The sequence below is a fragment of the Synechococcus sp. CBW1006 genome, from assembly GCF_015840525.1.
In the GTDB taxonomy this organism is placed as follows: Bacteria; Cyanobacteriota; Cyanobacteriia; order PCC-6307; family Cyanobiaceae; genus CBW1002.
This window is the reverse complement of sequence record NZ_CP060396.1, coordinates 3,116,686-3,141,497: the sequence shown is the minus strand read 5'-3', so window position 1 is coordinate 3,141,497 and position 24,812 is coordinate 3,116,686. Positions and strand designations below refer to the sequence as shown.

The 24,812-nt window shown below is 67.1% G+C and carries 21 protein-coding genes; 8 read left to right on the top strand and 13 right to left on the bottom strand.

The genetic code is table 11. The features are described 5' to 3' along the window. Positions 1-75: 75 nt before the first annotated feature. Positions 76-2,253: a glycine--tRNA ligase subunit beta gene (gene glyS, locus H8F26_RS15330; RefSeq protein ID WP_197155413.1), complete on the bottom strand. Its 2,178-nt coding sequence runs from the start codon at positions 2,251-2,253 to the stop codon at positions 76-78. A 108-nt stretch (positions 2,254-2,361) separates the two neighbouring features. On the opposite strand from glyS, the gene sir reads away from it, so the two are divergent. Both sir and H8F26_RS15320 read left to right on the top strand, forming a co-directional pair. After that, positions 2,362-4,179: a sulfite reductase, ferredoxin dependent gene (gene sir, locus H8F26_RS15325; RefSeq protein WP_197155411.1), complete on the top strand. Its 1,818-nt coding sequence runs from the start codon at positions 2,362-2,364 to the stop codon at positions 4,177-4,179. 86 nt (positions 4,180-4,265) lie between these two features. Beyond that, positions 4,266-4,616, top strand: a complete 351-nt coding sequence (locus H8F26_RS15320) for a hypothetical protein (RefSeq protein WP_197155402.1) — start codon at positions 4,266-4,268, stop codon at positions 4,614-4,616. Between the two features lie 15 nt (positions 4,617-4,631). On the opposite strand, the gene H8F26_RS15315 is transcribed toward H8F26_RS15320, so the two are convergent. The 11 genes from H8F26_RS15315 to H8F26_RS15265 all read right to left on the bottom strand — a co-directional run bounded on the left by H8F26_RS15315 (position 4,632) and on the right by H8F26_RS15265 (position 16,294). Continuing rightward, on the bottom strand, positions 4,632-5,375 hold the full coding sequence (locus H8F26_RS15315; protein WP_197155400.1) for a M15 family metallopeptidase: 744 nt from the start codon (positions 5,373-5,375) through the stop codon (positions 4,632-4,634). 39 nt (positions 5,376-5,414) lie between these two features. Beyond that, positions 5,415-7,868 carry an ATP-dependent DNA helicase RecG gene (recG, locus tag H8F26_RS15310; RefSeq protein ID WP_231605259.1) on the bottom strand — a complete coding sequence of 818 codons (2,454 nt, stop codon included), beginning with the start codon at positions 7,866-7,868 and terminating at the stop codon, positions 5,415-5,417. A 47-nt stretch (positions 7,869-7,915) separates the two neighbouring features. Beyond that, positions 7,916-9,385: a hypothetical protein gene (locus tag H8F26_RS15305; RefSeq protein ID WP_197155398.1), complete on the bottom strand. Its 1,470-nt coding sequence runs from the start codon at positions 9,383-9,385 to the stop codon at positions 7,916-7,918. 25 nt (positions 9,386-9,410) lie between these two features. After that, positions 9,411-10,073: a translation elongation factor Ts gene (tsf, locus tag H8F26_RS15300; protein WP_197155396.1), complete on the bottom strand. Its 663-nt coding sequence runs from the start codon at positions 10,071-10,073 to the stop codon at positions 9,411-9,413. Positions 10,074-10,320: 247 nt separating this feature from the next. Further along, a complete protein-coding gene (gene rpsB / locus H8F26_RS15295) occupies positions 10,321-11,037 on the bottom strand; it encodes a 30S ribosomal protein S2 (RefSeq protein WP_197155394.1) in 717 nt (238 codons plus the stop codon). A gap of 179 nt (positions 11,038-11,216) precedes the next feature. Then, positions 11,217-12,140, bottom strand: coding sequence for a glycosyltransferase family 2 protein (locus tag H8F26_RS15290; RefSeq protein ID WP_197155392.1), 924 nt, complete (start codon positions 12,138-12,140; stop codon positions 11,217-11,219). Between the two features lie 198 nt (positions 12,141-12,338). After that, complete coding sequence (locus tag H8F26_RS15285) at positions 12,339-12,494, bottom strand: hypothetical protein (protein WP_011293689.1); 156 nt, start codon at positions 12,492-12,494, stop codon at positions 12,339-12,341. A 114-nt stretch (positions 12,495-12,608) separates the two neighbouring features. Then, the gene (locus H8F26_RS15280; RefSeq protein WP_197155390.1) at positions 12,609-13,361 is read right to left on the bottom strand and encodes a DevA family ABC transporter ATP-binding protein; all 753 of its coding nucleotides are present in this window, start codon (positions 13,359-13,361) and stop codon (positions 12,609-12,611) included. A gap of 77 nt (positions 13,362-13,438) precedes the next feature. After that, complete coding sequence (gene devC / locus H8F26_RS15275) at positions 13,439-14,626, bottom strand: ABC transporter permease DevC (RefSeq protein ID WP_197159260.1); 1,188 nt, start codon at positions 14,624-14,626, stop codon at positions 13,439-13,441. A 10-nt stretch (positions 14,627-14,636) separates the two neighbouring features. After that, positions 14,637-15,557, bottom strand: coding sequence for an HlyD family efflux transporter periplasmic adaptor subunit (locus tag H8F26_RS15270; RefSeq protein ID WP_231605258.1), 921 nt, complete (start codon positions 15,555-15,557; stop codon positions 14,637-14,639). Next, on the bottom strand, positions 15,554-16,294 hold the full coding sequence (locus H8F26_RS15265) for a phycocyanobilin:ferredoxin oxidoreductase (protein ID WP_197155386.1): 741 nt from the start codon (positions 16,292-16,294) through the stop codon (positions 15,554-15,556). Before H8F26_RS15265 ends, H8F26_RS15270 begins: the two co-directional genes overlap by 4 nt. Before the next feature lie 70 nt (positions 16,295-16,364). On the opposite strand from H8F26_RS15265, the gene H8F26_RS15260 reads away from it, so the two are divergent. Together H8F26_RS15260 and H8F26_RS15255 are read left to right on the top strand one after the other, a co-directional pair. Beyond that, complete coding sequence (locus tag H8F26_RS15260; RefSeq protein ID WP_370594634.1) at positions 16,365-17,660, top strand: M16 family metallopeptidase; 1,296 nt, start codon at positions 16,365-16,367, stop codon at positions 17,658-17,660. Further along, positions 17,660-18,961: a pitrilysin family protein gene (locus H8F26_RS15255; RefSeq protein WP_197155382.1), complete on the top strand. Its 1,302-nt coding sequence runs from the start codon at positions 17,660-17,662 to the stop codon at positions 18,959-18,961. Before H8F26_RS15260 ends, H8F26_RS15255 begins: the two co-directional genes overlap by 1 nt. 55 nt (positions 18,962-19,016) lie before the next feature. Here the strand turns inward: H8F26_RS15255 and H8F26_RS20270 are convergent, their stop codons facing one another. After that, on the bottom strand, positions 19,017-19,394 hold the full coding sequence (locus H8F26_RS20270; RefSeq protein ID WP_197155380.1) for an NAD(P)H dehydrogenase assembly family protein: 378 nt from the start codon (positions 19,392-19,394) through the stop codon (positions 19,017-19,019). 96 nt (positions 19,395-19,490) lie between these two features. On the opposite strand from H8F26_RS20270, the gene H8F26_RS15245 reads away from it, so the two are divergent. The 4 genes from H8F26_RS15245 to H8F26_RS15230 are packed head-to-tail and all read left to right on the top strand — an operon-like array spanning position 19,491 to position 24,512. After that, positions 19,491-20,081 (top strand): biotin transporter BioY, encoded by a 591-nt coding sequence (locus H8F26_RS15245; protein ID WP_197155379.1) that lies wholly within the window; start codon positions 19,491-19,493, stop codon positions 20,079-20,081. Continuing rightward, positions 20,078-20,569, top strand: a complete 492-nt coding sequence (gene lspA / locus H8F26_RS15240; protein ID WP_197155377.1) for a signal peptidase II — start codon at positions 20,078-20,080, stop codon at positions 20,567-20,569. The genes H8F26_RS15245 and lspA overlap by 4 nt, the downstream gene beginning before the upstream one ends. Next, complete coding sequence (locus H8F26_RS15235; protein ID WP_197155375.1) at positions 20,566-22,911, top strand: transglycosylase domain-containing protein; 2,346 nt, start codon at positions 20,566-20,568, stop codon at positions 22,909-22,911. Before lspA ends, H8F26_RS15235 begins: the two co-directional genes overlap by 4 nt. After that, positions 22,908-24,512 (top strand): YcjF family protein, encoded by a 1,605-nt coding sequence (locus tag H8F26_RS15230; RefSeq protein WP_197155367.1) that lies wholly within the window; start codon positions 22,908-22,910, stop codon positions 24,510-24,512. Before H8F26_RS15235 ends, H8F26_RS15230 begins: the two co-directional genes overlap by 4 nt. Positions 24,513-24,812 lie beyond the last annotated feature (300 nt).

Genomic DNA, 24,812 nt, shown 5'->3' with positions numbered 1-24,812 from the left:
ACACAACACCACGGAAATCAATGGCCCCTGGAGCGGGCCATTTTTTTATGGATCAAACGAGCATCAGATCCGATCTCAGCCGCTGATCCGGCTGAAATCGGCCAGAACGGTGGCCTGATTGCGCAGCACCCCCAGCAGATTGAGGCGATTGCGGCGCACGGCCGGATCGTCCACCATCACCAGGACGCTGTCGTCGCCATCAAAGAAGGCGGCCAGAACTTCGGCGCTGCCCACCAGGCCATCGGCCAGTGCCTGATAGCCGTCCTGCTTGCCGCTCAGGGAGCTGGCGACCGCCAGGGGTTCGAGCTGCTGCAGCACCTCCAGCATGGCCACTTCACTGCTCGTTTCGAACAGCTGCGCCTCCACCACCCCAGCCGGATTCAGCACCAAGGGGTCCAGATCTCCTTTCGCGGCGAGCCTGGCGGCTCGGGTCACCACCGCCTGCAGGGCCGAAAGGGTGCCGCAACCCCGAAGACTGCGCAGCAACTCGGCCCGCCGCCGGGCATCGGCCGGATCCCTGAGCACCCGCTCCAGGGCCATCGCATCCCCGGCGACCGCCTGCACCAGATCCGCATCGATGCCCTCCTCCTCCAGCAGGCTGATCAGACGTTGCCGCAGCAAGTCGCCCAGTTCGGCGGCCAGAGCCTGGGGATCCACCGCGAAGTGGGGCAGCAGCTCGGCCCAATGGTCTGCAGCCCGATGGAGCAGGGCATGCAGATCCAGAATCCAGTTGCGCTCCCAGAGGATCTGAAGAAGGCCGTTGCCGGCGCGGCGCAGGGCGTAGGGGTCGGAGGAACCGCTGGGGCGTTCTCCCTTGGCGTAGATGCTCAGCAGCAGTTCCAGCCGTTCAGCCAGGGCAACAATGGCGCCGGCATCGGAGCCGGGCAGAGCGTCGCCGGCTCCCCTGGGCAGGTAATGCTCCAACACCGCCAAAGCAACCGGCCGCGGTTCTCCCTCGGCCAGCAGATATTTGCCCCCGATCACCCCCTGAAGCTCGGGGAACTCGCCCACCATCTGGCTGACCAGATCGTGCTTGCAGAGATGGGCAGCACGGCGGGCGTGATCCGCGGTGACGGTCGGAAGATCGAGCTGCTCGAGCAGCACATCGGTGCACCACTCCAGCCGCTCGCAGCGATCCCGCAGGCTGCCCAGTCCCTTGGCGAAGGCCACCCGGTGCAGCTGATCGCGCCGATCGATGCTGGCCACGGCCCGGTCGGCCTCGAGGAAAAAGGCGGCGTCAGCGAGGCGGGCTTTGAGAACGCGCTCGTTGCCACGGCGCACGGTGTCCTTGGCTTCCGGCAGGCCGTTGCCGATGCAGAGGAACCGAGGCAGCAGGCTGGAGCGAGCCTCCAGGGCCAGGGGATCCCGCTCCGCCTTGAGGCGATAGAGAGGCACGTAGCGCTGATGGGCCCGCATCACGGTGCTGAGCACCTCGGGTGGCAGGTCCAGGGAGTGATCGCTGATCGCCCCTTCGATCAGCAGCGGTGCCTCCACCAGATCGGTGAGCTCCTCAAACAGCTCCTGAGGCAGATCGGCCTGGGCCGCCAAGGCGGTGGCAGACGCTTCGATCATCCGGAGGATCTGATCGGCACGGAGCTGGCGATCCACGACCACACCAGAAGCCGCGAGAGCGGCCTCATAGGACTCTGCTGACGCGATGGTCACATCGGTGCCGGAGAGGCGATGCCCCCGGCTGCGGTTTCCCGCCGTCACCTGGGGATCACTGCCCGCCAGCGTCACAGGCAGAACCTTCTCTCCCAGCAAGGCCACAAGCCAGCGAATCGGCCGGCTGAAGCGATCGTCGCCCTCGCCCCAGCGCATGAAACGACGGCCCTGAAGCCCGTTGATCCAGGCCGGCACCAGGTCGGTGAGCAGATCCGAAGCGGCACGGCCCGGGTCGAGGATGCGGGCGAAGACAAAGGGACCCTTGGGGGTGTCCCGGACCTCGAGCTGCTCGGCGGCCACGCCGCAACGGCGGGCGAAGCCGATGGCCGCCGCTGTTGGGGCACCATCCCGGAAGGCCTGGGCTTCAGGGGGCCCCTTGCGTTCCTCCTCCAGATCCTCCTGCCGTTCGGCAAGTCCATCGATCAGCACCACCAGCCGCCGCGGTGTGCCGAGGCAGCGCACACGCCCAAAGCTGAGGCGGCTCACCAGCAGATCGGCGCTCACCAGCTGTTCCAGCTGAGACAGGGCGGATTGAGCGAAGTCGGCGGGCAGTTCCTCGGTACCGATCTCCAGCAGGAAGGTGGACACGCTCCAGCCACAGCAATGGACGACTGTATTGAACGGTGTGGGGACGACCCCTCTGTTTGGCACACCGTTCGCTAGTTTCGAGTCCTTCCCGTGCCCGCCGGATCCGCAATGCCCAAGACGACGGCCCCCGCCAGCGCGTCGGCGGTGTCGACCCCTGAGGCAGAGACGGGATCCGAGACCAGCCTGAATCCAGCCATTGCCGCCAAAGCCCCGTCCAAGCTGGAGGGTCTCAAACGCGAAAGCGGCTTTCTGCGAGAACCTCTGGCCACGGAACTGGTCAATGGTGTCTCACATTTCAGTGAGAACGCCGTTCAGATCCTCAAGTACCACGGCAGTTACCAGCAGGACAACCGCGACAACCGCGAGAAGGGCAAGGAGAAGGACTGGCAGTTGATGCTGCGCCTGCGCAACCCGGGTGGTCGTATCCCCACCGATCTCTATCTCGCCCTGGATACGTTGGCCGACCGGCTCGGCAACGGAACTCTGCGGATCACCACCCGCCAGGCCTTCCAGATGCATGGGATCCGCAAGGGGAACATCAAGGAGGTGATCGGCACGATCATCCGATCCCTGGGCTCCACCTTGTCGGCCTGCGGCGACATCAACCGCAATGTGATGGCCCCCGCCGCTCCCTTTGAGAAGGGTGGCTATCCAGCGGCCCGAGAGCTGGCCGATCAGATCGCCGACCTGCTTGCTCCCCAGGCTGCGGAGGGCACCTACCTGGACCTCTGGGTGGATGGCGACCTCAGCTACCGCATCAAAGCGGCGGCTCCGGTCCGCAAGGCGCGGCAGCGGCAGGTGGACGGCCACATCTACAGCGGCACGCCCGAAGAGCCTCTGTATGGAACCACCTATCTGCCGCGGAAGTTCAAGGTGGCGGTCACCGTTCCCGGTGACAACTCCGTTGACCTGCTCACCCAGGACGTGGGCCTGGTGCTGTTCACCGATCCTTCCGGCCGTCCCCAGGGCTGCAACGTGTATGTGGGAGGCGGCATGGGCCGCACCCACAACAAGGAGGAAACCTTTGCCCGCATCGCCGATCCGCTCGGCTATGTGGCGGCGGATGGGATCTTCGATCTTCTGCAGGCGATCGTGGCCCTGCAGCGCGATCACGGTGACCGCCACCAGCGGCGCCACTCGCGCATGAAATATCTGATCCACGACCGCGGCATCGCCTGGTTCCGCGACGAACTGCAGCAGCGTTACTTCTCCCATCCGATCAAGGGTCTGCGCCAGGAGCCCACCACCAAGCTCACCGACTACCTCGGCTGGCATCGTCAGAGCAGTGGCCTCTGGTTCGTGGGACTGCCCGTCCTCTGTGGCCGCCTCGAGGGAGATCTCAAGCTGGGCCTCCGCAAGCTTGTCGATACCTTCAAGCTGGAGGTGCGCCTCACTCCCAACCAGGACCTGCTGCTCTGCAACATCGGCACCAGCCAGCGGGCCAGCCTGCGCTTGGCCCTGGCTGATCTCGGTTTCGAAACGCCGGAGGCGCCGCCGCTGCTTGCCCGCCACGCGATCGCCTGCCCAGCCCTGCCCACCTGTGGACTGGCGATCACCGAATCGGAGCGCATCCTGCCGGCGGTACTGGATCGATTGGAGGCACTTCTGGGCCGGCTCGGCATTGATCGGCAGATTCTGGTGCGCATGACCGGCTGCCCGAACGGTTGCGCCCGGCCGTACATGGCGGAAATCGGTCTGGTGGGAAGTGGCGTCGATCAGTACCAGCTCTGGCTCGGCGGCTCGCCCAACCTCACCCGGCTGGCCCAGCCTTACCTGGAGCGCATGCCTCTTGAGAATCTTGAGGCCACCCTGGAGCCGCTGCTCAGGGCCTGGGCTGAACGGGGAGGGCGGCGCAGCTTCGGCGACTTCGTGGCCCGTGAAGGCGATGCAGCCGTCCGTGATCTGCTGACCGCTGCCAGCCTCTGAGACTGATCAGCTCAGCCCGTATCCGTTCCCATCTCCTCATCCCGCTCCGGGTCATGCAGCAGCACCGTTCCACCCAGCGTCGTCTGATGCCCAGGGCCCGGCAGCTGTATCTGCTGGCGGTTGTCTGTCTGTCGATCGGAACGGCCGCCCTGGCGGAACCGGCCAAACCGCCCCGTCCCCCCGGCAAGCCCACCATTTACCAGCCCGATCAGCAGACCTGTCAGGTGAGCACGATCACCGCGGCGTACCAGCGGCATCTGGCGCCCTTCGCCGACCAGCCAGAGGCCGTGAAACAGAAGCTGCGCGGGATGCAGGCGGACATGACCAGCCGAACGATTGATGGCTGCCTCTCCCAGGGCCTGCTCAGTGCCGGCGAGGCTGCCCAGTTACGCCGCAAGCTCGGCCTGCATTCAGGCCCCACGGCCCCAGCCCGTTAGGCCTGCCGCAGCCCATCAATCCAGACAGCGCCCGTAACGGGCCTGTGCAGCTCCCTGGCGCCAGGCCCAGAGCTGGTCGCCGTGGCTGAAGTGCCACCATTCATTGGGGTGTTGCCGGAACCCGGCCGACTCCATCGCCTGCCGTAGCCCTTGGCGTCGCCGCTGCCAGGTGCCCGCCTCACTCGAGGGGTCTTGCTCCGCGGCGGCCCGGTAGTGATCGGGTTCCGATACAGCATCGAGCGCATCGATGGCGCCCCCCATCGCCAGAGGAACTCCGGCGGAGTCCGCCAGGGTGAGATCCACGGCTGCTCCGGTGCTGTGGGGCGGTGGCGTGGCCGGATCGTCGCTGGGTGGAGCCCAGAAGCGACCCACCTGCTCCACCACCTGCCGCTGGGCAGGGGCGATGGCGTCGGCCTCTGCGTCGCCCTGTACCAGGGCGAGTGCCGGAGCTGGATCCAAGCCCAGTCGACCACACCCCTCGATCACGGTATGGCGCACCATGAAGCGCTGGACGGCCACCGGCCGCCAGGCATCAAAAATGGCAAGCCTCCAGCCCGGGTGGTGGCGCTGCAGTTGTTCCTGAGCCTGCAACAGCCGCTCGATCACACCGCGACGCAGGCGAAAGGGCCCTTCCGCCGTGCCATAGGGGGCGCCAAGCACCTGGTACGGATGGGGTTCCAGCCGCAGCAGCGCCATCGGCAGCGCCTCGAGCGGCTCGCCAGCGTCATCGATCGGGATGGCACTCCAGGGACGCAGCATCGGGGAATCAAGCAGGGGGTTGGCAGAATGGCCACCCGCTCAATTCAAGCGGGCCGCTTCCAGCTGCCGCTGCCGCTGCTCCGCCAGCGCTTCGGCCAGGCCACGATGGTGCTCCAGATTGGGATCCGCTGCGATCAACGCCTGGGCCACATCCCGGGCCAGCTCCAGCACGGAGCCATCGTCCGTGAGGCTGGCCAGGGCCAGATCCGGCAGACCGGACTGCCGGGTTCCGAGCACCGCACCGGGCCCACGCAACTGCAGGTCCATCTCGGCAATGGCAAAGCCATCGCTGCTGCCCACCAGCACCTCCAGCCGCTGCCGTGCCAGGGCGTTGTTGCCGTCATGGATCAGCAGACACTGGGAGGCGGCGCTGCCACGACCGACGCGGCCGCGCAGCTGGTGCAGCTGAGCCAGTCCGAAGCGCTCGGCATGCTCGATCACCATCACGCTCGCCTCCGGCACATCCACCCCCACTTCCACCACCGTGGTGCTGACCAGCACCTGGCAGTCGCCGTTGGCGAAGGCCGTGAGCACCCTCTGCTTGTCGTCGCTGCCGAGCCGGCCGTGCAGCAGACCCACCTGCAGATCGGGGAAGACCTCCTCCTGAAGCTGCCGGTGCACGGCCACCGCTGAGAGCAGGTCGATCTTTTCCGATTCCTCCACCAGGGGCAGCACCACGTAGGCGCGCTGCCCCGCGGCCACCTGCTCCCGGATCAAGGCATGAACCTCATGGCGCTGGCTGGCACGCAGGCAGCGGGTCCGGATCGGCTGGCGACCGGGGGGCAGCTCGTCGATCTGACTCACGTCCAGATCGCCATGCAACGACAACGCCAGGGTGCGGGGAATCGGCGTGGCCGTCATCGTGAGCAGGTGCGGCTGCAGGCCCTTGGCCAGCAGACGGTTGCGCTGACGCACGCCGAACCGGTGCTGCTCGTCCACAACAACCAGACCCAGCCGCTGGAACTGCACCGGGTCTTCCAGGAGCGCGTGCGTTCCCACCAGCACCTGCAGCTGGCCGTTGATCAGGTCCTGGAGCAGCTCCCGCCGCCGCGCCGCCGGAGTGGATCCGGTGAGCAGGGCGCTGCTGACATGAAGCTGCGGCAGCCAGGCACCGATCTTGGCGACATGCTGCTCGGCCAGCACTTCCGTCGGGGCCATCAGCACCCCCTGGCAACCGGCCTCGACGGCGATCAGCAGGGCCGCCAGGGCGACCACGGTCTTGCCGCTGCCCACATCCCCCTGCACCAGGCGGGCCATGGGCTGGGGGCGGGCCAGGTCGCGGCGGATCTCGCTCAAGACCCGTTGCTGGGCACCGGTGAGGGGAAAGGGCAGCAGGTCCAGGAAGCGCTCCACCAATGTGGGAGTGGGAGTTGGACTGGCAGTGCCGGTCGTGCCATCAGTGGTGCCGCCGGCCGGAGATTGCAGCACCGGTGCGATCCGACTGCGGAACTCCTGCCGGCGGCGGCACAGCGCCAGTTGCAGCAACAGGAACTCATCGAAGACCAGACGCCGCCGGGCCGCCTGCAGCTGGGCTGCATCGGTAGGACGGTGGATCGCCACCAGGGCGCCGGACCGTTCCATCAGCGCGTGGTGCTGACGGATCGCCAGGGGCAATGGATCGGGCTGAGCCGACGCCAGGCCGAGCACCCCTGCCACGATCTGACGCAGCCGATCGGCACCCAGCCCTTCGGTGAGGCCATAGACCGGCACCATGCGGCCGATCTGCTCGGATCGCACCAGGGCACGGGGGTCCTCCAGCACCTCAATCAGCGGATCCTGGAAACAGGGGCCGTAGGGGCTGTCCTTGACCAGCCCGCTCACAGCCACATCAGCGCCCGGCGGATAGAGACGCTGCTGGCCCTTCAGCCAGCCCGGCGAGGCGAAGCGTTTTCCGGCAAAGAAACGGGAGACCCGCAGACGACCGGTGCAGTCCTGCAGATGCAGCTCCAGGATCGAGAGGTTGGGGTTGCGCGGGCTGTTGAAGGCATGGCAGCGCCGCACGCTGGCCACGATCGTGGCGGTTCGGCCCGGTTCCAGGGCGGAGATGCGCACCAGATGGGCGTAGTCGAGGTAGTCGCGTGGGTAGTAGTGCAGCAGGTCTCTGGCCAGCAGCAGTCCCAGGGCCGCCAGGCGAGCGGCGGTTTTCGGCCCGACGCCGGGCATCTCTGCCAGGGGGGTGTCGAGCTGCAGCCGCCCGGAGCCACGACGCGGGGCCTGGCAGGAATCGGGGGAGAGCCGCAGTCGGGGTGGAGCCACGGGGCTGCTGGGTTGCCGGCTCCGTTGCCAGTCGTGCAGCCACTGGCGGCAGCGGCGCACCAGGCTCTGACGGCGGGCCACACTCAACTGGCCATAGGTGGCGAAGGCCTCGGCAAAACTCCGGGCCTGGCTCCGTTCCTCCGTCCGGAGCGATAGCGGCACCGCCTGCCAGCACTCCGCCGCAAAGGCACTGAAGCGCTGCTGACGGCCCATCAGATCGACACAACCCCGCTCCACCTCAAGGCGCAGGGCCTGTTGCAGATCCCGGAGCCACCGCTCCGCGTTCAGCTCGCCGGTGGCTCCTGCGGGGAGCCTTCCCGCTGGGAGATCTCCTGTGGGGATGGCTCCTGAGTTGGATTCAGCCTGTTGTTGTCCTCCAGCCACAGAACCTCGGCTTCCAGCACCTGGATCCGCCGCTCCAGACGGCGAAACTGCTCAGCCATTCTGCGATCCTCCTGCAGCATCTGCTCCAGCCTTCGCCGGCAGGTTCGCAGGCTGGGCAGCTCCAGTTCGAGATCAGCCGAACGCAACAACAGCGCGATCGACTCGAGACTGCCCTGCCCACTTGGATCGGGGAAGGACAGAGCCAGTCGTACCAGGTTGGGTCCCGCTGGCAGGGTATCCACCTGGCCCTGCAGCACCGCATCAAGCAGGTTCACAGGCAGCAGGCTGCGGATCAGCCCCAGGCGCAGCAACTCCACATTGATCGCATGGGAGAGATTGCGCAGCCGGCGTGTCAGCGCCGCCTCCATGCCCTCGAACCACAGCGTCAGCCCCACAGGATCCGCAGGCAACGATCCCTGAGTCCAGAGAGACTCTTGTGTGGTGGAGTCCGGCGCAAGCTGACCTGGCTCATCCTGGGCAGTCTCAGGCTGATCAATCTCAGGCAGAGCTGATTCAGGAAGACCCGAGCGAAACTGATTCGACTGAGCTTGATCCTGTTGATCAACACGACCGGATCGAGTCTGGTCACTCAGGCCGGCGGGACCATCACGCAGGGAAGCCTCCAGCAACTGCCCGAAGGCCGCCATCAAGGCCGAATGGGAGCCCTCGGACTCTGGATCGGATGATCCGGGGGACTCCACCCCAGGGATCTCCAGATCCTCCTCTGCGAGGCCGTCATCCAGTCCGTCGTCGAGGCCGTCATCAAGCCCCTCGAGGTCAAACACATCGCTGTCTGGATCAGCAGGCCCCTCGGCGTCGCTGGGCTGATCGATGGAAACGGCTCCACGGGCCGCTGCTTCCGAAGCTGCCAGCGGTGATGGCAACCCGGAGGTGAACAATTCCTGGCCGGCCAACAGATCAGTGGACAGGGGCAGATCGAGTCCCAGACGGATCGACCCCTGAGGCAGTGGTTCAAGCTGCTCTCGCTCAGGAGGTTGCACCGTCTCCTCGACGGAGTCACGCAGCGACTGCAGAAACCGGCGCTGCTGGCGCTGACTGCGAGCAATCTTCTGCTGGGCCTGTTGGTGAGCCAGAACCGCGAGCTGCTCGACCGTGAGCAGGGTGCTGCACCGTTCCACCAGCGCCTCAAGACGGCGATGCAGTTCCAGACGCTGGGGCGGCCGCAGAGCGGCATAGCGTTGGGGAAAAACCTGCGTGGCCAGATGAAAACAGGCCTGCTGAATCCGGTTCAGCAGGCCTTCGCGCAGCACCTGGAGATACAGGGCCAGGGCTCTGTATCGCTTGGCATTGCCACGTTTCACCTGGTCGATCAGGGCCAGACGGGTTCGTCTGGCTTCGAGCAGGGACATCGGTGAGTCGGGAGTGATCAGCGGCTCAGGCTGCCTTGCCGGACATGGCGGCCACTTCGGCGGCAAAGTCAGACTGCTCGACTTCAATTCCTTCGCCGAGGGTGTAGCGGGTGAAGCGACGCACCTGGATGTTTTCGCCCACTTTGCCGGCCACCTGCTTGACCAGTTCCGCCACGGTCAGGGTGTTGTCCTTGATGAAGGCCTGCTCCAGCAGGGCCATCTCCTTAAGACGCTTACCGATGCGGCCTTCGACGATCTTCACCTTCATCTGCTCTTTCTTGCCCGCCAGGTCATCGCGGCCCATCTCGATCGCCTTCTCGCGCTCGGCGATCTCGGCAGGAATGTCGTCGACGGCGACATATTCCACACCCGGGCAGGCGGCGATCTGCATGGCGACGTTGCGCAGCAGTTCCTGGAACACTTCGCCTCGAGCGACGAAGTCGGTCTCGCAGTTCACCTCCACGAGTACGCCAACACGGGCACCCGTGTGGATGTAGCTGCCGATGGCGCCCTCAGCGGCCGTGCGGCCAGCTTTCTTTTCGGCGCTGGCAATGCCCTTCTGGCGCAGCCACTCGCTGGCCTTGGTCATGTCCCCGGCGGATTCGGCCAGGGCCTTCTTGCAGTCCATCATCCCTGCGCCGGTCTTGTCGCGCAGTTCCTTGACAAGCTTCGCTGAAATCTCAGCCATGGGTGGGGTGGAAAGGAAGGAAAGGTGCCCAGTGTCTGAAGCCGCCTGGGCGTCGCGGCAGACCCGTGTGACCAGCCAGCGCCAATGCGGTGGACCGGCGAACTGGCGTGGCGTAGCGCCCGAGTCTCTCGAAAGAGGAAATGAGGAATGGAGGAGAGGCCGCCAGACTCTCCCCCTCTGGATCGCGTCCACCACCAGGGCGGACAGTTCAGACGACGATGGTGTAACCGGGTTTGTTCGAGACGACTCAGCTCTCGTCGTCGGCACCGCGCTGGTCCTGCGCACCGTGACGGCCTTCATTGATGGCATCGGCGAGGCGGCCGAGCACCAGCTGCACCGAACGCACGGCGTCGTCGTTGCAGGGAATCGGCACGTCGCAGAGGTCCGGATCGCAATTGGTGTCGAGCATCGACACCAGGGGGATGTCCAGCTTGCGGGCCTCGAGCACCGCGTTGGTCTCACGGCGCTGGTCCACCAGAACAACCACGTCCGGCAGGCGGCGCATGTTCTTCAGGCCACCCAGATACTTCTGCAGACGCTCCAGTTCACGTCGCAGGACAGCGCCTTCTTTCTTGGGGCGCATGGCGATGGCACCGGAGCTCTCCATGCGCTCCAGGTCCTTGAGGCGGTCGATGCGGGCCCGCATCGTGGTCCAGTTGGTGAGCATGCCGCCCAGCCAACGCTGGTTCACATAGGACGCGCCGCAGCGGGTGGCCTCAATGGCGATCACCTCGGAGGCCTGCTTCTTGGTGCCCACGAACAGGAAACGCTTGCCGCTGCGGGCGGCATTACGCACCCACTTGTAGGCATTGTTCATGCAGACGGCAGTCTGCACGAGATCGATGATATGGACCCCGTTGCGCGCGCAATAGATGTAGCGCGACATTTTGGGATTCCAGCGGCGGGTCTGGTGCCCAAAGTGGGCACCCGCCTCCATCATTTCGGAAAGGGTGACAACAGCCATGAATCGGGAAGTTTCGGGTTGGCCTCCACCTGCCTGGGATCCGTTGGCACGACTGAAAGACGCCAACTACCCTGCAAGGAGGGATTGGCAACGTCATGCCCGATCACCCGAAACGGACAGGTGTGCGGTGAATAGGACCCAGACACCGTATCAAATGGTGTTGCTGGCTCCACAGCCCCTCAGGCCTGGCGCGCTTCCCCATACAGCGCCCGAACGCCGATGCGGTTGAGCGGCAGCCGCAGCAGCTCCATCGCCAGCCCTGCCTTGCCATGGCGAATCAGCCAGGCCAGCAGAGGTCTGAGGCTGCGTTCATTGAGCAGACCACCCAGCGTGAGCAGCTCCCAGAGGGCGCGATGCAGCCAGGTGTACTGGATGATGAAGCGCACCCGCCGGGTGGGGTGCTTGCGGAAGAACACCAGCCCCATCTTGGCCCGCTCGCGTTCGACCCGGATCAGATCAGGGATCTGCTCAAGGCTGAGGGGCGGATGCCAGTGATAGCCGGCGGCTTCAGGACAACGGACCAGCACCACACCAAGCCTGCGCAGTCGTTCCCCCAGCTCCAGATCCTCCCAGCCGTAGAGGCGAAAGCTGGTGTCGAACAGGCCGGCGCGCTCCAGCAGCTCCCGATCGATCGCCACGTTGCCGGTGGCGAAGTAGGCCCAGGAGTGGTCGTTGAGCTTGTGCGGTTCGCTGGTGGGTGCCTCGAAGTTGGCGGTGTTGATCACGGCGCCATAGGTGAAGCAGAGCTTGTCGCCGCGGCTCTGCCAGCTGCGCTGCAGGGCGCGGGCATGGCAGCAGAGGAAGTCGGGCAGCACCACCAGATCGCTGTCGATGAACACGATCACATCGCCGTGGGCATGATCGACACCGCGGTTGCGCCCTTCGGCCGGGCCTCCGTGTTCCTGGCGGATCAGGCGCACATGGGGAAGCAGATCGGCCTGCTGCTCAAGCCAGGTGACGGTGTCGTCGGTGGAGCCGTCGTCGACCAGCACCACCTCGAAATCCTCAACCGGCGCTGCCAGCTGCTGAGCCTCCAGTGCCAGCAGGCACTTCCGCAGGATCGGCAGGCGGTTGTAGGTGGGGATGACGACGCTCAGAAACATGGCCGCACAGGAGGAGGGACGTGGCTCGGCTCTGCAGAACCAGAGGCAGCAGCGAGGCGCTGAACAAGAGGCGCGCCAGTGAGAAGGAAGCGAGCGGGCGGGCGGGCGCCGGGCAAACAGTCAGCCGGGCAAACAGTCGGGCGAAAAAAAAGGATCCCGCAGGATCCTTGACTCTCCGGGCCCAGCAAGCAGCTGGACTCAATCAGCAGCGCCGCCGTTGTTGGCCGTGCCGGTCACGCCATTGCCGGCCCCTTCACCGCGGCCATCGTTGCGCAGCTTGCGCTTCTTGAACTTGCGCGCGTAAGCGCGATTGCGTTCCTGTTTTTCCTTCTTGAGATTCCTGCGCTTGGACATACGGCCTGCGGTAAGTGGAAATGACTGAACTTCAACCCTAGCCAATCGTCAGACACCGTCCGGCTGGGGATTCCCGAAACACCGCCCAGCCCAACACCCCGCTCCAGACCTGGCTCAGGCCGTGGCATTCACCAGCGGCCGTGGATCTGCCTGCTCCTGCAGGCAGCCATCCTCCATCCGCACCAGACGATCCGCCACATCGAGGATGCGGGGATCATGGGTCACCATCAGCACCGCGCAGCCCTGCTCCCGGGCCAGCCCCCGCAGCAGCTCCACCACTTCACGCCCACTGCGGCTGTCAAGGGCGGCGGTGGGCTCGTCGGCCAGCAGCAGGCGCGGATGGGAAGCCAGGGCACGCGCGATCGCCACGCGCTGCTTCTGGCCACCGGACAGATCGTGGGGCAGCTTGCCGAGGTGATCGCCCAGGCCCACGGCCCGCAGCCATTCACGGGCCTGGTCGCGGCGGGCGCGATAGCCGAGACCGGGGAGCAGGTCGGAGCCCATCTGCACGTTCTGCTCAGCGCTGAGGAAGCCCAGCAGGTTGTGCCCCTGGAAGATCATGCCGATCTGACGGCGAAGCCGCTGACGCTGGCGCCTGTTGGAGTCGAGCAGCTCCTGGCCGAGCACCCGCACCGATCCCTCCTGCACCTGGCGCAAGGCCCCCACCAGGGTGAGCAGGGTGGTCTTGCCGCAGCCGGATGGTCCTGTGAGCAAGACCACCTCGCCGGGATGAATCTCCAGATCGATCCCCTGCAGCACCTGCCGTTCCATGGCGCCGCTTCCGTACCAGTGGCTCAGGCCCCGCAGCGCCACGCTGGGGCCGCCCTGCTGGGGCGCATTCGCGGTGGCAAGAGGGTCGACGGACATGGCCGGGGAAGGGGAACGGAAGCGGTCTGAAAGGAGGTCCTGAAGAGAGATTCAGAACAGAGATTCAGAGAAGAGCATCAGAAGATTTCAGCTGGATCGGCATCGGCCAACCGGCGCATGGCCAGGGCCGCTGAGCCCATGCACATCACCAGGATCAGGCCGAAGACCAGCACCGCCCGAGGCGTGTCCATGCCCACCGGCAGGTTGGTGGCGTTGCGCACCAGCACGTAGAGGCCTTCGCCGGCGGCGTAGGCCGGCAGGTAGCCGAGGATCGCCAGAAAGAAGCCTTCACGCGCCACCACGCCCAGCAGGGTGGAGAGGCGGTAACCCATGGCCATCAAGGTGGCGTATTCGGGCAGGTGATCACTGACGTCGGAATAAAGGATCTGGTAAACGATCACACAGCCCACGATGAAGCCCATTGCCGCACCGAGGGTGAAGATGAAGCCGATCGAGGTGCTGTCGCGCCAGTAGTTCATCTCGAAGTTGATGAAGCCCTGCTTGGTGTAGACGCGCACGTCCTGCGGCAGGGCCGCCTCCAGGCGACGCTGCACAGCTGCGGGGTCGGCTCCCGGTCGCAGGCGGATCAGACCGACTTCGATGCTGCCGGGTGGCGTTTCGGGCAGAAGGCTGAGATAGGTCTCGCTGCTGGTCAGCAGATTGCCATCGGCGCCGAACGAGGTTCCCAGGGCCACCAGCCCCGCCACCCGCACCCGTTTGCCGGAGATTTCACTCTCGACCAGCCGGCCCTGGCGGAACCATTCGGCCACAGGGCCGAATTCCGGCCGGGACAGCTCATCGAACAGCACCCGACCCCGCTGGGTCAGCACCTGGCTCTTGGCAGCCAGGCTGGGATCGGTGAACAGGGGGTCGTCGGGCTCGAAGCCCAGGGTGAGCAGGGAGCGGGTGGCCCGGGTCTGGGGATTGCGCCAGAGCAGCAGACTCCAGTGCACCGGGGTGATCCCGGCCACATCCGGATCGGCCAGGGTCTGAACCAACCGGCGCCGAGGGAAGCCCGCCATGCTCACCGAACTGCTGGAGCGGGGGCTCAGCAGCACCAGGTCGGTATCGAAGAGCTTGTGGATCGTGACACTGGCATCGAACAGTCCGTCGCGGAAGCCGAACTGCATGAACATCAGGATGCCGGCGAAGCAGATGCCCGCCAGGGCCACGGCCAACCGGGCCGGCTGACGGGTGAGCAGCAGCCAGGACATCGGAATGCGCCTGGACGACCACAGCGAAGCCAGTGCCGCCAGGGGTTGCATCCGATTCACCTCAGCTCTCGAAGCGGGTGACGATCTTGAGGCCGGCGAGGCGACGCACCCGTTCCATATCGGCTGGATCAATCGCCAGACGAACCTCCACCACCCGGGCATCGGCATCGCCGGTGGGGTCGGTGGAGAGCACATCCCGCTGGCGCACCTGCGGGCTGATCCGGATCACGCGGCCGGCCAGGCTGCCACTGAACCCGCCGTTTTCGCTGGTGATCCGCACCTTCTGCCCCAGCCTGATCCGGTCGATATCGCTCTCGTAGACCTCGGCAATGGCTTCCATGCCAGTGCCACCACCAAGCTCGAGAATGCCGTTCGCCCCCGGACGCTCGCCCGCCCGGGTCCAGATGTGCAGCACGGTGCCATCGATCGGGGCCCTGAGTTCACTATCCACCAGGTCGGTTTCGACCCGGCGCAGCTCCGATCGGGCCTCGTCGAGATTGCCTTTCAGTTCGAGCAGCTTGATCTCCCTCACCTCCAGATCACCAGTGGCGGTGGCTCCGGCGTTGGCGAGGCGGCGGTAGCGGCTGGTTTCCCGCTCCAGCAGCACCAGTTGATTCTGGAGACTGTTGATCCGGGTGATGAGCACATTCTTCTGAGCCAGCAGGCCAGGTCGGCTGTCGAAGGTGGCCAGAACCTGTTGGCGCCGCACCAAATCGCCTTCCTCGACCAGCAGGGTTTGGATGCGTGGGCTCCCCCCCATGCCGTTCATCGGTTCGGCCAGCTTGCGCACATCACCGTCCGGCTCAAGCCGGCCCAGGGCGGAGACCGCCTCCAGCGTCTGGGTCGTGGCAGTCGCAGGGGCCGGAGCAGGTCGGGCCGGAGGCGTGGACCGTTGTCGCAACAGGATCACTCCGCCGAGCACCAGCACCAGCAGGCCAAGACCCAGGACCAGGGGGCGGGAGTGGAGCCCTCCGAGACTCAAAGCGGCGCCGGGTCGTCGAACAGCAGCTCCTCGATGTAGCGGTCGGCCCATTCGGGGTTGAAGGCTTTCTCCAGGACCCGCCTGGTCTTGTCGTTTTGTTTCTGCTGCTTGCAATAGTGGAGCTGACCAGCCCAGCGCTTGATCGTATTCGGATGTTGGCTGGATTGCGGTTCCGTGCCCCTGATCGCCTCGCCCAGGATCTGCAGGAAACAGGCCACCTCCTCGATGAACCACTCCTCTTCCTGGGGATTGGCCGGCCTCACGAAGCGCACGTGCCGGGAAAAGATCGAGCCCCACGGGGGTAGTTCCCGTTCGCCTTCATAGGTGTGGCGTTCTCGCCCCTCCAGGGCTGCATCGATTCCTTCAGGGAGATCCCCACGCACCGGAGAGAGATCCACGATGGCGGCCGACACTCCGCCGCGCCCCGCCACGATGTCGGCGCCGAAGACGGGCAGGTCGTAGCGAGGATCCGGAAAGAAGACGCAGTGGAGAATCTGAAGGCCGGCCCCTAACCGTGCCGTTTCCAGGTGCAGCTTGCGCAGCCCACGGCACTGACGCAGTTCGTTGCGGATGAACAGGTGCTCGCCATCGAGGCTGCCGGTGATGGCCTCCAGGGCTGGGTCCACCGCCAGCGGTGCCAGCTCCGGCAGGAGCGCCCATTGCTGGCGGATTCTCTCGGCCAGAGCATCCACCAGGGGATGGACACCCTCGGCGCGCTGGGCCTCAGTGCTGGGCATGGGCGGCAGGGACGGGCGCGTGCCGCCGGTGGCAGCAGCAGAATGCAGATCCTGCCATGCGTCTGCCACCGTGCCCGTTGCCGTGCCCCAGGGGGCGTCGCCGCTGCTGCTGCCGGAGCTGGCGCCCCCTCAGCTCGACCATCTCGCCAACGGGGCTCCGGTGGTCAGCCTGTCCCTGCCGGACGCGCCGCTCATCTGCCTCAACCTCTGGTGCCGGGCCGGCAGTGCCTGGGAGGCTCCGCAGGAGAGCGGTGTGGCCCACTTTCTCGAGCACATGGTGTTCAAGGGCAGTGCCCACCTCGAGGCCGGTGAGTTTGACCGGCGCATCGAGGCCCTGGGTGGCAGCAGCAATGCCGCCACCGGCTTCGATGACGTGCACTATCACGTGCTGATTCCACCCGACGCGGCCGATCAGGCCCTCGATCTGCTGCTGGATCTGGTGCTGCGCCCTCGCCTGGAGGAGGAGGCCTTCGCCATGGAGCGCCAGGTGGTGCTGGAGGAACTGGCCCAGAGCGAAGACCAGCCCGAGGAGATCGCCATGCAGCGCCTGCTCGCTCTGGCCTGCCCGGATCACCCCTATGGATTGCCGATCCTGGGCCGCCGCGACGCCCTGCTGCAGCACACGCCCGCTGTGATGGGCGAGTTCCAGCGGCGGCTCTATGGGGCAGACCGTTGCATCCTGGCCCTCAGCGGCTGCCTGGAGACGGGTCCCCTGGCCGCGGACCAGCGGTTCGATCGGCTGAGCGGCAGTGCCCTGGCCGAGCTCGACGCCAGCAGCGATCCACCCTCGCCGCCGGCCCTGCGTCTCCGCCCTGGAGTCCACCGTCTCGCCATCCCCAGGCTGGAAGCTGCCCGCCTGCTGATGGCCTGGGCCCTGCCCGCGGCCGTTGAGCAGGAGGCCGTGATGGGCGCCGACCTGCTCACCACCGCCCTGGCGGAGGGGCGTCGCAGCCGGCTGGTGGATCGGTTGCGGGAAGATCTGCGGATCGTTGAGAGCGTCGATCTCGACCTGCACGTGCTCGAGTGCGGCAGCCTGGCGCTGCTGGAAGCGGTTTGCGAGCCCGAGGATCTGCCGGAAGTGCGCCGGGTGATCGCCCAGGTGTGGCAGGAGCTCGGCGAGACGGCCCTGCCGGAGGCCGAGTGGCAGCGAAGTCGGCGCCTGGTGGCGCATGCCTATCGATTCGGGCTCGAAGCCGCTGGTGGGGTAGCCGGACTGATCGGCGCCAATGGGCTCTGGGGCCGCCATGCTCCTCTCGAGCAACCCCTGCAGCTGCTCGAGACCTGGAGCCCCGCTCGCCTGCAGCAGAGCATGCTGCCCCTGTTTGATCCAGCCCTGGCCTGCGTGCTGGAGGCCGTTCCCGCCTGATGCCCCTCGCGACGTTGTCTTTGTTCCGCACCACGCCGGAGACCATGCTGCTGCCGGGCGGCCTGCCCCTGGCGGTGGTCCATCGCCCCGGGCCGGCGATCCTGTCGGCACGGCTCTGGATCCGGGGAGGCAGCAGCCTCGATCCAGCGGGAGCCTGCGGTGCCCACCAGATTCTGGCTGGCCTGATGACCCGCGGCTGCGGCGACCTGGGTCCGGAGGCCCTCGCCGATCTGGTGGAGGGATGCGGCGCCGCGCTCCGCTGCGAGGCCTCCGAAGACAACCTGCTGCTGAGCCTCAAATGCGCCAGGGAGGATGCCGATCTGCTCCTGCCGCTGCTGCTGACCATGGTGCAGAGCCCCTGGCTGCGAGCCGATCAGTTTGAGCTGGAGCGGCAGCTCAATCTGCAGGCCCTGCAGCGCCAGAAGGAGGATCCGTTCCAGCTCTGCCACGACCGTCTACGCCAGCAGCTTTATGGGAACGGGCCCTACGGTCATGACCCCCTGGGGCTCGAGGCGGACCTGCAGGGCCTGGAGCTGGAGGCCCTGGATCCGCTGCGCCAGACCCTCGGGGCGCACGGCGCCGTGCTGGTGCTCTGCGGTGATGTGCCTCAGTCGTTGATCACGCTTCTGCAGCGCAGCCTGGAGGCGTCACCCTGGAGCAGCCAGGCGCCGTTGAAGGGGACTGGTCCCCTGGGGTGGCCGGGGGAGCGCCTGGCCCTCTGTTCCCAGGACACCGAACAGATGGTGCTGATGCTCGGTGCAGCCACCGTGCCCCTGGGCGAACAGGATGGTCTGGCCCTGCGGCTGCTGCACAGCCATCTGGGCATGGGGATGTCCAGCCGCCTGTTCGTCGTGATGCGCGAAGAGCAGGGGCTGGCCTACGACGTGGGTGTCCACCTGCCCGCCCGCCGCGGCGCCGCCCCGTTCGTGTTCCACCTCTCCACGTCGGCCGATCGCGCCGCCGATGCCTGCCGCTCGCTGCTGGACGAATGGCAGCGACTGCTGGAGCACCCGCTGGACGCTGAGGAACTGGAGCTGGCCCTGGCCAAGTTCCGTGGTCAGGACGCCATGGGCCGGCAGACCTGCGGCCAGATCGCCGACCGTCTGGCCCTGGTGTTGGGCCATGGACTTCCCACGGATTACGTGGACCAGGCCCTGGAGCGAGCCGGCCAGTTCGATGGTGCAGCCCTTCAGGCAGCGGCACAGCGTTGCCTGCGCCGCCCCCACCTCAGCCTCTGTGGACCGACCGCGGCGTTGGAAGGAGCCGCAGCCGTCTGGACAGCCCACCCGTTATCGACCTGACGGTGTCGCCTTGCCCTGACTCGGTCTGAGCTGGTCAGCGAGGTTACTCAGATGCTCAGCAGAGCTTCAGATCATCGCTGTTGATCAGGAAGCTGCCGCGACGGAATCGCACCGAGACCTGACCCATCATCCGGATGGCTGTGACCGTGCCGACCTCGCCCGGATCGACCAGATCGGGGGGGCGCAACATCGGCATCGGGTCAGAAGTCTTCAGATAGCGCAAGGGCCGGCATACCTCGACCCTCGCTCCAATCTGGAGAGCAACCGTCTCGGGTTCCTGGGGAATCGCGGTTGCCGCGTCTTCCTGTCCCGGATGGTCATGTCCACCAACGTCCTTCACGGCATCACCTGATGCCGCCTCACCCGAGGCTGCGGCCTCGATCGGAACGCCTTGGCCTGGCGGAGGTGCCTGTTCGGGCTGTCTGGGTGGCATGGGCCTGAACTCCGCCCCCGAACCTGTCTGGCCCGAGGGTGTCTGGTCAGGTGAACCTAGCTGCAGCAGGATGGCGCCAGCCCTTTGGTTGTGCCGTTGCGGGCCCTTGCCACCTGGAGCGGCGCCATCGCCGGACTCCTGCTCATCCTGGTTGGAGGCCTGATCCAGGCTGCCGTTCCCCTTCCCTCCGGAGGTCTGGACGATCTCACGGGTGCCTGGACGCTGGTCAGCCTGCCGATCACCCTGCAGGTCCCCGGCCTGTTGCTCACGGCGCTGGTCTGCGGCCCGCGCAGCAGCATGCTCGCGGCCGTTGCGTACCTCAGCGTGGGGCTGTTCCAGCTGCCGGTGTTCTATGGCGGTGGTGGCCCCTCCTATGTGCTGGATCCCGGCTTCGGCTATCTGGCCGGGTTTCTGCCGGCGGCCTGGCTGACGGGCCGTCTGGCCCGCCAGCCGGGCATGAACGACCCCCTCTCCCTGGCCGGTGCTGCCGCCATCGGCCTGCTGGTGATTCAGTTGTGCGGCATCGCCAACCTGCTGCTCGGGGCTCTGGCAGGCCGTTGGAGCGGCACCCTGGTGCCGTTGCTGATGAGCTATTCGATCGGGCCCCTCTTGCCCCAGCTGATGCTCTGCTGCGCCGTTGCCGTGGTGGCCCTGCTGCTGCGGCGCCTGCTGCTCCTGCCCTCATGATCCGTTCAACCCTCTGGCGCCGACCCAACCGCCGCCAGCTGCTCTGCCTGGGGCTGGCGGCTCTGCTGGTGATCCTGGATCAGCTCAGCAAGCACTGGGCCTTGAAGCAACTGGCCGCCGGTCAGGTGGACACCCTGATTCCCGGGATCCTGCAACTGCGCCTGGTGTTCAACACCGGAGCCGCCTTCAGCCTGTTCACCGGCTCCACCGTCGCCCTGGGTCTGGTGAGCCTGCTGGTGGCCCTGGGGTTGGTGCTGTGGCTTCTGGCCCAGCCCCGCATGGGGGTCTGGCAAGCAGCCGGTTGCGCATGCTTGCTGGGGGGAGCCATCGGCAATGGTGTCGATCGCTGGCGCCTTGGAGCCGTGGTGGATTTCCTGGAGTTCGTGCCGGTGAGCTTTCCGGTGTTCAACCTGGCGGACGTGGCGATCAACGTGGCCGTGGCCTGTTTCCTGCTGGATCTGCTTGGCCGGCCCCGTTCGGTGGCATGACCGGTCTCCCTCTGGCAGCAGCGCAACTGGAGCTCTACGGCCTCGATGGCTCCCGGAGGGATCCCCTGCCGCGCCATGGCCATGGCACCGCATCTCCCGGGCGAGGCGGGCCTCCATCGGCCTCCGCTGCAGCAGCAGAGCATGCCGAGGCTGAACGCACCAAGCTTGAGCAGATCAAGCCTGAGCGCACGCTCCGCCTGCATGGCGGTCTCTGGCGCATCGGCCGGGATCCCGACCTGGAGATTGTGATCGATCACCCGGCCGTGAGTCGTGAGCACGCACGTCTGGAATGGCGCGGTCAGCATTGGCTGCTTCAGGACGCCGGCTCCACCAACGGCCTCTGGTGGCAGGGTCGGCGCGTGCAGGAGCTGCTGCTGCGGGACGGTGACGCCGTGGCTTTCGGCCCGGAAGAACGCGGGCCGGTGCCGCTGCTGGTGTTCCGCCAGCCGATGCAGCGCCGCCTGGCCCCCCTGCTGCGGGGCACCTGCCTGGCCCTGGCCGGTCTGGCCGGTGGCGGGGCTCTGCTCCTGGGCCTGGCCCTGTGGCAGGCGCCGATCCGCGGCAGTCTGGCCAACGTGCGCGGCCCCTTGGCGCTCTACGACCGCAACAACCGGCCGCTCAGCTCGGCGGAGGGCGTGGAGCATCGCGAGCTGGCCGCCTTGCGGGACTACCCGGGTGTGTTGATCGATGCACTGCTGGCCAGTGAGGACAGCCGCTTCTGGTGGCATCCGGGGGTGGATCCCATCGGGACAGGCCGGGCCCTGGTGACCAACCTGGTGGGTGGCCGCGTGCTGGAAGGTGGCAGCACCCTCACCCAGCAGCTGGCCCGCAGCCTGTATCCGGAGCAGGTGGGACAGGGGGAAACACTGGGTCGCAAGTGGCGGGAGCTGCTGGTGGCCCTTCAGCTGGAAGCCCGCTTCAGCAAGGCCGATCTGCTGCTGAGTTATCTCAACCGTGTCTACCTCGGGGTGGGCTGGGGCTTTGAGGATGCCGCCCGCCACTACTTCGACAAACCGGCCGCTCGCCTGGAGCTGGAGGAGGCCGCCCTGTTGGTGGGGCTGCTGCCCTCCCCTAACGGCAATGATCCCTGTGTGGCGCCCGAGGCCGCTCTGGACTCTCGAAACCGTGTGCTGGCCAAGATGGCGGACACCGGCCGAATCGGTCGCGATGCGGCCCGCCGGGCCCGCCGCCGCCCGGTGCAGCTCGCTCCACAGGCCTGCCGATCCAATGGACCTGGCCGCAATGCCCCGTTCTACAGCGATCAGGTGCGCCGTGATCTGGAGGCCCTGGTGGGGCAGGAGGTGGCACAGGAGGGCAACTTTCTGATCGATACCCACCTCGATCCAGCCCTGCAACAACGGGTGGAACGGCAGCTGCGCGACACCCTGGCTCGGCCGGCTTTCAGCGGCGTCAGCCAGGGTGCCGTGGTGGTGCTCGACAGTCGCAGCGGCGGCATCCTGGCCATCGCCGGCGGCCGCGACTATCGCCAGAGCCAGTTCAACCGCGCCTCGATGGCCCTGCGCCAGCCGGGCAGCACCTTCAAGCTGGTGCCCTATCTGGTGGCCCTGGAGAAGGGGGCCAGGCCGGGAGATCGGATCGGCTGCGGCCCCCTGCAATGGCGTGGTCAGTTCTTCGCCAGCACTTGCGGCGGCAGCCTCAGCCTGCGGCAGGCCCTGGCGCGCAGCAGTAACACCGCTGCGCTGCGGCTCACCCAGCGGGTCGGCCTGGAGGCGGTGGTGAACAAGGCCCGCGTGCTCGGCATCAGCAGCCCCCTGGCGGCCGTGCCGGGGTTGGCCCTGGGACAGAGCGAAGTGACGCTGCTGGAACTCACCGGTGCCTACGCCGCCATCGCCAACAACGGCCTCTGGCATCAGCCCAGCACGATCCGCCGCCTCACCGATGCGGAACTCTGTGGCGGGGGTGCTCGGCTGGCCGATCCCGCCACCCTCCAGCGCTGCAAAGCCAGTGCGGCGGGCAGTGCCGCGGGCAGTAGCCGTGGCGAGAGCGATCCAGGCGGGCGTCAGCCCACCGCCACCGTTGCCCCTGGCAGGCGGGTGAGCAGCGAAGCCACGGCCCGCGCTCTCCAGGATCTGTTGCGCGCGGTGGTGCGCAGTGGCACCGGCAGCGCCGCCTACCTGGGGGGGCAGGAGGGTGGCAAGACCGGCACCACCAACGAGGGCAGGGATCTGCTCTTCGTGGGGTTCGAGCCGCGGCGCCACTGGGTGATTGGCGTCTGGCTCGGCAATGACGACAACCGCCCCACCCACGCCAGCAGTGCCCTGGCCGCGGGCCTCTGGGGCGATCTGGTCCGAGGCGCAGGCACCACGAGTCCAACACCATGAAGCTGCCCGCCAGGCCCTGGATCTGGCTCGTCGTCGCCCTGGCGGTGCTGGTGCTGGTGGGCATGGTGCTGCAGACCGTCAATCAGCTGCTCTGGCAGTTGAGCTACTGGCTCCCAGGCTGGCTGGTGGGCCCGATCGCCCTGCTGCTGCTGGCCGGGCTGCTGCTGGTCCTGGCCCGGTTGGTGTGGCCCTGGCTCCAGGGAGGACGGCGCCTCGGCCGTTCCAGCCGCAGCGGCTCTGCCGCTGGTGAGCTGCCGCCGCCACCGAACAATCGCCAGGAGGCGGCCCAGAGCCAGCTGGCCTCGATTGATGCCACCCTCGATCGCGTCCGGGATGCGGTGGCTCGCGAGGCCCTGCGGCAGGAGCGGGAGCGGGTGCAGGCGGAGCTGGAGCGCGGCGATCTGGTGATCGTGCTGTTCGGCAGTGGTTCGGCCGGCAAGACCTCCCTGATCCGCGCCCTGCTGGGCGAGCTGGTGGGAGAGGTGGGGGCCCCGATGGGATCCACCGTCGGCTCGAACCGCTACCGGCTGCGGCTGCGGGGATTGCGCCGGGCGGTGATCCTGGTGGACACACCCGGCATCCTGGAGGCCGGCGTCGATGGGCAGCGACGGGAGCAGGCCGCCCGCGATCAGGCGGCCCGGGCCGATCTTTTGCTGCTGGTGGTGGACGGAGATCTGCGGGCCAGCGAGCTGGAGGTGTTCGACACCCTGGCCGGGCTGGGCAAACGCCTGCTGCTGGTGCTGAACAAGTGCGACCTGCGCGGTGAACGGGAGGAACAGCGGCTGCTGGCTCTGCTGCGCCAACGTTGCCAGGGCCGCCTGACCGCCGCTGATGTGGTCAGTGCCAGTGCGTCTCCCCAGAGCGTGCCGATGCCAGGGGGCCGTCCGCTGCAGCCTCCGCCTGAAGTCGACGCCCTGCTGGGCCGGCTGGCGGCGGTGCTGCACAGCGACGGCGAAGAGCTGATCGCCGACAACATCCTTTTGCAGAGCCGCCGACTGAGTGAGGCCAGCCGCGCCCTGCTGGCCCGCCAGCGCCGCAGCGATGCGGACCGGATCGTGGATCGCTACATGTGGATCAGTGCCGGGGTGTTGGCGGTCACGCCCCTGCCAGGGGTGGATCTGCTCGGTGCCGCCGCCGTGAATGCCCAGATGGTGGTGGAGATCGGCCGGATCTACGGCATCACCCTCAGCCGCGCCTCAGCTCAGGATCTGGCCCTCTCGGTGGGTCGCACCCTGGCGGGGCTGGGGCTGATCAAGGGGGGCGTGAGCCTGTTGAGCGGGGCTCTCAGCCTGCAGCTGCCGACCCTGCTGGTGGGTCGCGCGATTCAGGCGGTCAGCGCCGCCTGGCTGACCCGGGTGGCAGGGCGGAGCTTCATCACCTACTTCGACCAGGACCAGGACTGGGGGGATGGCGGCCTGCAGGAGGTGGTGCAACGCCAGTTCGAGCTCAACCGGCGGGAAGGAGCCCTGCGCCGCTTTCTCGACCTGGCCCTGCGCCGCGTGGTGGAGCCCCTGCAGCGGCCGGAGCAGACTGCATTGCCGCCACGCCGAAGGCCTCAGGCGGAGGCGGCAGCAGGGGACCTTGACGATCCAGAACCGTGATCAACACCAGGTAGGCCACCCCGATCAGGATCGACAGGGCCCCGGTGACGATGGCCACCCACTGTCCACGCCGCCGATCCCGTTCGACACCGCCAGGAGCACCAGCCGCTGCTGTGGCCCTAGGGGAGCGGGTGGCATCCTCGGAGATGCCGGCATCGTCCGAGCGTGCAACATCCGAACGGGCAGCATCGCCGGAGCGAAACGGAGCGGGAGCGAGCGTGTCGGGCGTCTCCGGAGCGGATGGGTCCATAGCGGTTGGAAAGGAGGACGAAAAAGGAGAGGGAAAAGAAATGGGATAGG

What these genes read in the sequence shown, in the direction of transcription:
- sir (WP_197155411.1), top strand. Translation starts at nt 2,362, where the DNA reads ATGCCCAAGACGACGGCCCCCGCCAGCGCGTCGGCGGTGTCGACCCCT.
- H8F26_RS15320 (WP_197155402.1), top strand. Translation starts at nt 4,266, where the DNA reads ATGCCCAGGGCCCGGCAGCTGTATCTGCTGGCGGTTGTCTGTCTGTCG.
- H8F26_RS15315 (WP_197155400.1), bottom strand. Translation starts at nt 5,375, where the DNA reads ATGCTGCGTCCCTGGAGTGCCATCCCGATCGATGACGCTGGCGAGCCG.
- H8F26_RS15305 (WP_197155398.1), bottom strand. Translation starts at nt 9,385, where the DNA reads ATGTCCCTGCTCGAAGCCAGACGAACCCGTCTGGCCCTGATCGACCAG.
- tsf (WP_197155396.1), bottom strand. Translation starts at nt 10,073, where the DNA reads ATGGCTGAGATTTCAGCGAAGCTTGTCAAGGAACTGCGCGACAAGACC.
- rpsB (WP_197155394.1), bottom strand. Translation starts at nt 11,037, where the DNA reads ATGGCTGTTGTCACCCTTTCCGAAATGATGGAGGCGGGTGCCCACTTT.
- H8F26_RS15290 (WP_197155392.1), bottom strand. Translation starts at nt 12,140, where the DNA reads ATGTTTCTGAGCGTCGTCATCCCCACCTACAACCGCCTGCCGATCCTG.
- H8F26_RS15285 (WP_011293689.1), bottom strand. Translation starts at nt 12,494, where the DNA reads ATGTCCAAGCGCAGGAATCTCAAGAAGGAAAAACAGGAACGCAATCGC.
- H8F26_RS15280 (WP_197155390.1), bottom strand. Translation starts at nt 13,361, where the DNA reads ATGTCCGTCGACCCTCTTGCCACCGCGAATGCGCCCCAGCAGGGCGGC.
- devC (WP_197159260.1), bottom strand. Translation starts at nt 14,626, where the DNA reads ATGCAACCCCTGGCGGCACTGGCTTCGCTGTGGTCGTCCAGGCGCATT.
- H8F26_RS15265 (WP_197155386.1), bottom strand. Translation starts at nt 16,294, where the DNA reads ATGCCCAGCACTGAGGCCCAGCGCGCCGAGGGTGTCCATCCCCTGGTG.
- H8F26_RS15255 (WP_197155382.1), top strand. Translation starts at nt 17,660, where the DNA reads ATGCCCCTCGCGACGTTGTCTTTGTTCCGCACCACGCCGGAGACCATG.
- H8F26_RS20270 (WP_197155380.1), bottom strand. Translation starts at nt 19,394, where the DNA reads ATGCCACCCAGACAGCCCGAACAGGCACCTCCGCCAGGCCAAGGCGTT.
- lspA (WP_197155377.1), top strand. Translation starts at nt 20,078, where the DNA reads ATGATCCGTTCAACCCTCTGGCGCCGACCCAACCGCCGCCAGCTGCTC.
- H8F26_RS15235 (WP_197155375.1), top strand. Translation starts at nt 20,566, where the DNA reads ATGACCGGTCTCCCTCTGGCAGCAGCGCAACTGGAGCTCTACGGCCTC.
- H8F26_RS15230 (WP_197155367.1), top strand. Translation starts at nt 22,908, where the DNA reads ATGAAGCTGCCCGCCAGGCCCTGGATCTGGCTCGTCGTCGCCCTGGCG.